General features: G+C 72.9%; 6 protein-coding genes. All 6 read left to right on the top strand.

The annotated features are described in order from the left end of the window. The first annotated feature begins 488 nt into the window (after positions 1-488). The 6 genes from ABT106_RS30220 to ABT106_RS30195 all read left to right on the top strand — a co-directional run bounded on the left by ABT106_RS30220 (position 489) and on the right by ABT106_RS30195 (position 6,806). Complete coding sequence (locus ABT106_RS30220) at positions 489-812, top strand: integration host factor (protein ID WP_008740406.1); 324 nt, start codon at positions 489-491, stop codon at positions 810-812. 61 nt (positions 813-873) lie between these two features. Further along, positions 874-1,437 carry a guanylate kinase gene (gene gmk, locus ABT106_RS30215; RefSeq protein WP_351283752.1) on the top strand — a complete coding sequence of 188 codons (564 nt, stop codon included), beginning with the start codon at positions 874-876 and terminating at the stop codon, positions 1,435-1,437. A gap of 64 nt (positions 1,438-1,501) precedes the next feature. Next, positions 1,502-1,774 carry a DNA-directed RNA polymerase subunit omega gene (gene rpoZ, locus ABT106_RS30210; RefSeq protein ID WP_004948662.1) on the top strand — a complete coding sequence of 91 codons (273 nt, stop codon included), beginning with the start codon at positions 1,502-1,504 and terminating at the stop codon, positions 1,772-1,774. Between the two features lie 137 nt (positions 1,775-1,911). Next, positions 1,912-3,126 (top strand): bifunctional phosphopantothenoylcysteine decarboxylase/phosphopantothenate--cysteine ligase CoaBC, encoded by a 1,215-nt coding sequence (coaBC, locus tag ABT106_RS30205; RefSeq protein ID WP_351283750.1) that lies wholly within the window; start codon positions 1,912-1,914, stop codon positions 3,124-3,126. Between the two features lie 195 nt (positions 3,127-3,321). After that, positions 3,322-4,530, top strand: a complete 1,209-nt coding sequence (gene metK / locus ABT106_RS30200) for a methionine adenosyltransferase (RefSeq protein ID WP_351283747.1) — start codon at positions 3,322-3,324, stop codon at positions 4,528-4,530. Between the two features lie 176 nt (positions 4,531-4,706). Then, on the top strand, positions 4,707-6,806 hold the full coding sequence (locus tag ABT106_RS30195; RefSeq protein WP_351283743.1) for a primosomal protein N': 2,100 nt from the start codon (positions 4,707-4,709) through the stop codon (positions 6,804-6,806). The last annotated feature ends 101 nt before the right edge of the window (positions 6,807-6,907 follow it).

Raw genomic sequence — 6,907 nt, 5'->3', positions numbered from 1 at the left:
GCGTATCACCTCCACCGGGGGCCGCCGGCCCCCGGTCCCCGGCGGGGCGGGCGCGGCCACCGACCGCGGCGCGCCGGATTTCGGCCCCGGGGGGAGCGCGGCGGGCGCCGCGGGAGGGCCGTGCTGGTCAGGGATCCGCAAGGGCCACCACGCCTGCGGGGAGAACCGGGCGCCGCACACGCGGCGTACGGAAACGGGGCGTTCGAGGTCACCGCGGGAGGTCCGCGTCGAACGGCCTGACGAAATTCGAGCGTCTTCCACCGGACAAAACCGGGGTAGTTTGTCCGTGATGTACGGTTCGGTGGAGGCTGACCAGGACTTTTCGTCCGTTCTCGCTGACGAGAGCGGTCGCGGCCGCTAGTCTCCGAGCAGAGTGAACGAGCAGCGAACGAGTTCCACCGCTGTTCGGGAACTTGCCTGGTGTGGTGCCTTCGGGCTGCCCACCACCGGTCCGTATCCGACAGTTCGACATCCGAGGTGACGTAGGCGTGGCTCTTCCGCCCCTTACCCCTGAACAGCGCGCAGCCGCGCTCGAAAAGGCCGCCGCGGCTCGCCGGGAGCGGGCCGAGGTGAAGAATCGGCTCAAGCACTCCGGCGCCTCGCTCCAAGAGGTCATCAAGACGGGCCAGGAGAACGACGTCATCGGCAAGATGAAGGTCTCCGCCCTGCTGGAGTCGCTCCCTGGCGTGGGCAAGGTGCGCGCCAAGCAGATCATGGAGCGTCTCGGCATCTCCGAATCCCGGCGTGTCCGAGGTCTCGGCTCCAACCAGATCGCCTCTCTGGAGCGTGAGTTCGGCACTCCTGCCGGCTGACGCGTCGCCCGGAGTCGCCCCGGCGTTCTCAGGCAGTCCCGAGAAGCTGGATAATCGCTCTATGGCAGCAGAGGTTCGTCCGCGGCTGACCGTGCTCTCCGGCCCTTCGGGGGTCGGCAAGAGCACGGTCGTCGCGCATATGCGCAAGGTCCACCCAGAGGTCTGGCTCTCGGTGTCGGCCACCACCCGCAAGCCGCGGCCCGGTGAGCGACACGGAGTCCACTACTTCTTCGTCAACGACGACGAGTTCGACAAGCTGATCGCCAACGGCGAGCTGCTGGAGTGGGCCGAATTCGCGGGCAACCGCTACGGCACACCGCGCGGCGCGGTGCTGGAACGCCTGGACAACGGCGAGCCGGTACTGCTGGAGATCGACCTCCAGGGCGCACGGCTCGTCCGCGAGTCCATGCCCGACGCCCAGCTGGTCTTCCTGGCCCCGCCCAGCTGGGACGAGCTGGTCCGCCGGCTCACCGGCCGGGGCACCGAATCCGCCGAGGTCATCGAGCGCAGGCTCGACAGCGCCAAGATCGAACTGGCTGCCGAGTCCGAGTTCGACACCACCCTGGTCAACACCTCGGTCGAGGACGTGGCCCGCGAGCTGCTAGCCTTGATGGAAGTTGTTTGATCGTTGATCGATTTTTTTGAATCGATCGATGTTTGATCTTTCACCCATCTTCGGAAGGTAGAGCGTGTCCTCTTCCATCACTGCGCCCGAGGGCATCATCAACCCGCCGATCGACGAGCTGCTCGAGGCCACGGACTCGAAGTACAGCCTCGTGATCTACGCGGCCAAGCGTGCCCGTCAGATCAATGCGTACTACTCGCAGCTCGGTGAGGGCCTGCTCGAGTACGTCGGCCCGCTGGTGGACACCCACGTCCACGAGAAGCCGCTTTCGATCGCGCTGCGCGAGATCAACGCGGGTCTGCTGACCTCCGAGGCCATCGAGGCCCCGGCTCAGTAAGGCACCGAGAATTCCTTTCACCACAGGCCCGGCAGACCATCTGCCGGGCCTGTGGTGTGTCATGGGTGGGTACGGCGATCAGCGCCGCGGGCCCCGGACGGGCCGCGGGGCACCGACGAGTCGAAGGGGAGTACGTGGTGGGTAAGCCGAAGGTCGTGCTGGGAGTCAGCGGCGGCATCGCCGCCTACAAGGCGTGCGAGCTGTTGCGCAGGCTGACCGAGTCCGGGCACGAGGTGCGGGTGGTGCCCACGGCGGCCTCCCTGAACTTCGTCGGCGAGGCCACCTGGGCCGCCCTCTCCGGCAACCCGGCCTCCACGGAGGTCTGGGAGACCGTCCACGAGGTCCCGCACGTGCGCATCGGGCAGTCCGCCGACCTCGTCGTCGTCGCGCCGGCCACCGCCGACATGCTCGCGAAGGCCGCCCACGGCCTGGCCGACGACCTGCTCACGAACACGCTGCTCACCGCCCGCTGCCCGGTGGTCTTCGCACCCGCGATGCACACCGAGATGTGGGAGCACCCCGCCACCCGGGAGAACGTGGCCACCCTGCGGCGGCGCGGAGCCGTCGTCATCGAGCCCGCCGTGGGCCGGCTCACCGGCCAGGACACCGGCAAGGGGCGGCTGCCCGACCCGGAGGAGATCTTCGAGGTCTGCCGGGGCGTCCTGGCCCGCGGGACCGCCGGGCCCGACCTCGCCGGGCGGCACGTGGTGATCAGCGCCGGCGGCACCCGGGAACCGCTGGATCCGGTCCGCTTCCTCGGCAACCGCTCCTCGGGCAAGCAGGGCTACGCGCTCGCCCGCACCGCCGTCGCGCGCGGCGCCCGGGTCACCCTGGTGTCCGCCAACGCCGCACTGGCCGACCCGGCCGGCGTGGACGTCGTACGGGTGGGGACCGCGCTGCAACTGCGGGAGGCCGTGCTCAAGGCGGCCGCGGACGCGGACGCGGTGGTGATGGCCGCCGCCGTGGCCGACTTCCGGCCCGCCGCGTACGCGAACGGGAAGATCAAGAAGCGGGACGGGCAGGAGCCCGCTCCCGTCGCGCTCGTGCGCAACCCCGACGTGCTCGCCGAGATCTCCGCCGACCGGGCCCGCGCGGGCCAGGTCGTCGTCGGATTCGCCGCGGAGACGGACGACGTCCTGGCCAACGGCCGGGCGAAGCTGCTCCGCAAGGGGTGTGACCTGCTCGTCGTCAACGAGGTCGGCGAGTCCAAGACCTTCGGATCGGAGGAGAACGAGGCTGTCATCCTCTCCTCCGACGGCTCCGAGGTTCAGGTGCCCCATGGCCCCAAGGAAGCGCTCTCCGAGGTGATCTGGGACCAGGTCGCCCCCCGGCTGGCCCCCCGACGCGCCTGAGCCGATGTCTTCTCCTCGCCACCTCCGTGCGTCAGAATGGAGTGCCGCAGGTCACACCACTCCCATAAGGCGAGACGGGTGGTCCGGCGTACGGTGGCGAACGATAAACTGCACGCGGAACGTGATCGGGCGCAGCCCCCGATGTGGTTCCGCCAAATGATCAGCCAGCAGCCGCTGCAACCCCCAGGGAGCGATGTGTCCCGCCGCCTGTTTACCTCGGAATCCGTGACCGAGGGCCACCCCGACAAGATCGCTGACCAGATCAGCGACACGATCCTCGACGCGCTCCTCACCGAGGACCCGACCTCGCGTGTGGCCGTGGAGACCCTCATCACCACCGGTCTCGTGCACATCGCGGGAGAGGTGACGACGAAGGCGTACGCGCCGATCGCGCAGCTCGTCCGCGAGAAGATCCTCGAGATCGGCTACGACTCCTCGAAGAAGGGCTTCGACGGCGCCTCCTGTGGCGTGTCGGTGTCCATCGGCGCGCAGTCCCCGGACATCGCGCAGGGCGTCGACACCGCCTACGAGACGCGTGTCGAGGGCGACGAGGACGAGCTCGACAAGCAGGGCGCCGGCGACCAGGGCCTGATGTTCGGCTACGCCTGCGACGAGACCCCCGAGCTCATGCCGCTCCCGATCCACCTCGCGCACCGGCTCGCCCGCCGGCTGTCCGAGGTGCGCAAGAACGGGACCATCCCCTACCTGCGTCCCGACGGCAAGACCCAGGTCACCATCGAGTACGACGGGGACAAGGCCGTGCGCCTGGACACCGTCGTCGTGTCCTCGCAGCACGCGTCGGACATCGATCTGGACTCCCTGCTCGCGCCCGACATCCGCGAGTTCGTCGTCGAGCACGTCCTGAGCCAGCTGGTCGAGGACGGGATCAAGCTCGACACCGAGGGCTACCGCCTGCTGGTGAACCCGACCGGCCGCTTCGAGATCGGCGGCCCGATGGGCGACGCCGGCCTCACCGGCCGCAAGATCATCATCGACACCTACGGCGGCATGGCCCGCCACGGTGGCGGCGCCTTCTCCGGCAAGGACCCCTCCAAGGTCGACCGCTCCGCCGCCTACGCGATGCGCTGGGTCGCCAAGAACGTCGTCGCCGCCGGTCTGGCCTCGCGCTGCGAGGTCCAGGTCGCGTACGCGATCGGCAAGGCCGAGCCCGTGGGCCTCTTCGTCGAGACCTTCGGCACCGCCAAGGTGGACGTCCAGAAGATCGAGGACGCGATCGGCGAGGTCTTCGACCTCCGCCCGGCCGCGATCATCCGTGACCTCGACCTGCTGCGGCCGATCTACGCCCAGACCGCCGCCTACGGCCACTTCGGCCGCGAGCTGCCGGACTTCACCTGGGAGCGCACCGACCGCGTGGACGCGCTGCGCGCGGCCGCCGGTCTGTAGGACCGCCCGCCGAACGGCCCCGGACCTCGCGGTCCGGGGCCGTTCGTGTGCCCGGGTCTCGCAGTGCCCGGGGCCGTTCGTGCGCCGGGCCCGCGCGGTCCCGGGCCGCGCCCGGGCGGGCCCCGGGAGGGTTCGGGCGCCGTCCGCTGTCACAGGGGTTTGGTAAGAATGCGGGTGTGAGCAGCGCGAACGATTCCCCGCCGGAGCAGCTCGCGCTGATCCGGGAGATGGTCGCCGAGGCGAAGGCCAAGGCGCCCAAGGCGAAGCCCCGGACCTGGCGCGGGGCCGCCCTCGCCGAGGAGCTGCCCGTCGCGCGCGTCCTCGTCAACAAGGGCGTGCTCCACCTCGACCAGCTCTGGGACTACGCCGTCCCGGCCGAGCTCTCCGAGGCCGCGCAGCCCGGCGTCCGCGTCCGGGTCCGCTTCGGCGCCGGGTCGCACCAGGTGCGCGGCGGGCGCCGCGAGGGCGGCGGCCTCATCGACGGGTTCGTCGTCGAGCGCCGCGCCGAGTCCGACTACGACGGGGCACTGGCCGCCCTGGCCCACGTGGTCTCTCCCGAGGTCGTGCTCGGCCCCCCGATGCTGGCGCTGGCCCGCGCCGTCGCCGACCGGTACGCCGGCAGCCTCGCCGACGTCCTCCAGCTCGCCCTGCCCCCGCGCAACGCCCGTGCCGAGGCCAAGCCCTCGCCCGAGCCGCTGCCCCCGCCGCCCGTGCCGTACCCCGGGGGCTGGGAGCGGTACGGCTCCGGTCCCGCCTTCCTGCGGGCCCTGGCCACCGGCGGCACCCCGCGCGCCGTGTGGACCGCCCTGCCGGGCCCCGGCTGGGCCGACGAACTCGCCCGGGCCGTGGCCGCCACCCTCGCCTCCGGACGCGGGGCCCTCGCCGTCGTCCCCGACGGGCGGACCGCCGCCCGGGTCGACGCCGCGCTGACCGCGCTCCTCGGCGAGGGACGGCACGCCCTGCTCACCGCCGAGTCCGGGCCCGAGAAGCGCTACCGCCAGTGGCTCGCGGTCTCCCGCGGCTCCGTGCGGGCCGTCGTCGGCACCCGGGCGGCGATGTTCGCCCCCGTACGGGACCTGGGACTCGTCGCCGTCTGGGACGACGGGGACTCCAGCCACAGCGACGACAACGCCCCCTTCCCGCACGTCCGGGAGGTGCTGGAGCTGCGCTCGGTCACCGACGGCTGCGCCTTCCTGGCCGGCGCCACCAGCTGCACCGTGGAGGCCGCCCAGCTCGTCGAGTCGGGCTGGGCGCGGCCGCTGGTCGCGAACCGCGAGACGGTGCGCGCGTACGCCCCCCGGATCCGCACCGTGGGCGACGAACTGCTGGCCCGCGACGGGGCGGCCCGCGCCGCGCGGCTGCCGAGCCTGGCGTGGGAGACCGTACGGGAGGGGCTCAAGACCGGGCCCGTCCTGGTCCAGGTGCCGCGCCGGGGTTACGTGCCCCGGCTGGCGTGCGAGCGCTGCCGCACCCCGGCCCGCTGCACGGTCTGCGCGGGGCCGCTTGAGGCACCCGACGCGCGGGACCTGCAGTGCGGGTGGTGCGGGCGCGGCGAGCCCTCGTGGCACTGCGAGGAGTGCGGGTCGTTCCGGCTGCGGGCCCAGGTGGTGGGGGCCCGGCGGACCGCCGAGGAACTGGGGCGGGCCTTCCCGGCCGTACCCGTACGGACGTCCGGGCGCGACCACGTCCTGGACGAGGTGCCGGACGGGCCCGCGCTGGTGGTGTGCACCCCGGGGGCCGAGCCGGTCGTGGCGGGCGCCGGGTACGCGGCGGCGCTGCTGCTGGACGGCTGGGCGATGCTCGGCCGGCCCGACCTGCGGGCCGGGGAGGACGCGCTGCGGCGGTGGATCGCGGCCGCGTCGCTGGTACGGGCGCAGGGGCAGGTCGTGGTGGTCGCCGAGCCGACGCTGCGGCCCGTCCAGGCACTGGTGCGGTGGGACCCGGTCGGTCACGCGGTACGGGAACTGGCCGAGCGGGCCCAGCTGGGCTTCCCCCCGGTGTCCCGGATGGCGGCGGTGGCGGGGCGCGGCGAGGCGGTGGAAGCCTTCCTGGCCGGAGCCGGACTCCCCGCCGACGCCGAGATCCTCGGCCCGGTGCCGCTCCCCGGCCGGCGCGGGGCGCCCTCCGCCGGGGAACGGGCGCTGGTGCGGGTCCCGCCGGGCAGCGGCGCCGCCCTGGCCGCCGCCCTGAAGGCGGCGCAGGCCGCGCGGATGGCGCGGGGGGTGCCGGCGGCGGAGGCGGTCCGGGTCCGGATCGACCCGCCGGACATCGGCTGACCGGTCGGGGCGCCGCGGGCAGCGGAACGCCCCCGGTGGGGCGACCGTACGGGGGTCGTCCGCCGGGGGCGGGCGCGTGCGCGGGGCGGGAGCGGCCGGGC

Source organism: Streptomyces sp. NPDC002044 (assembly GCF_040296725.1).
In the GTDB taxonomy this organism is placed as follows: Bacteria; Actinomycetota; Actinomycetes; order Streptomycetales; family Streptomycetaceae; genus Streptomyces; species Streptomyces antarcticus.
Note: the sequence above shows the minus strand (reverse complement) of the source record. Positions and strands in the feature narration are given on the sequence as shown.

Excerpts from the sequence above, each read along its gene's own strand:
- gmk (WP_351283752.1), top strand. The coding sequence starts at position 874 with ATGGCAGCAGAGGTTCGTCCGCGGCTGACCGTGCTCTCCGGCCCTTCG.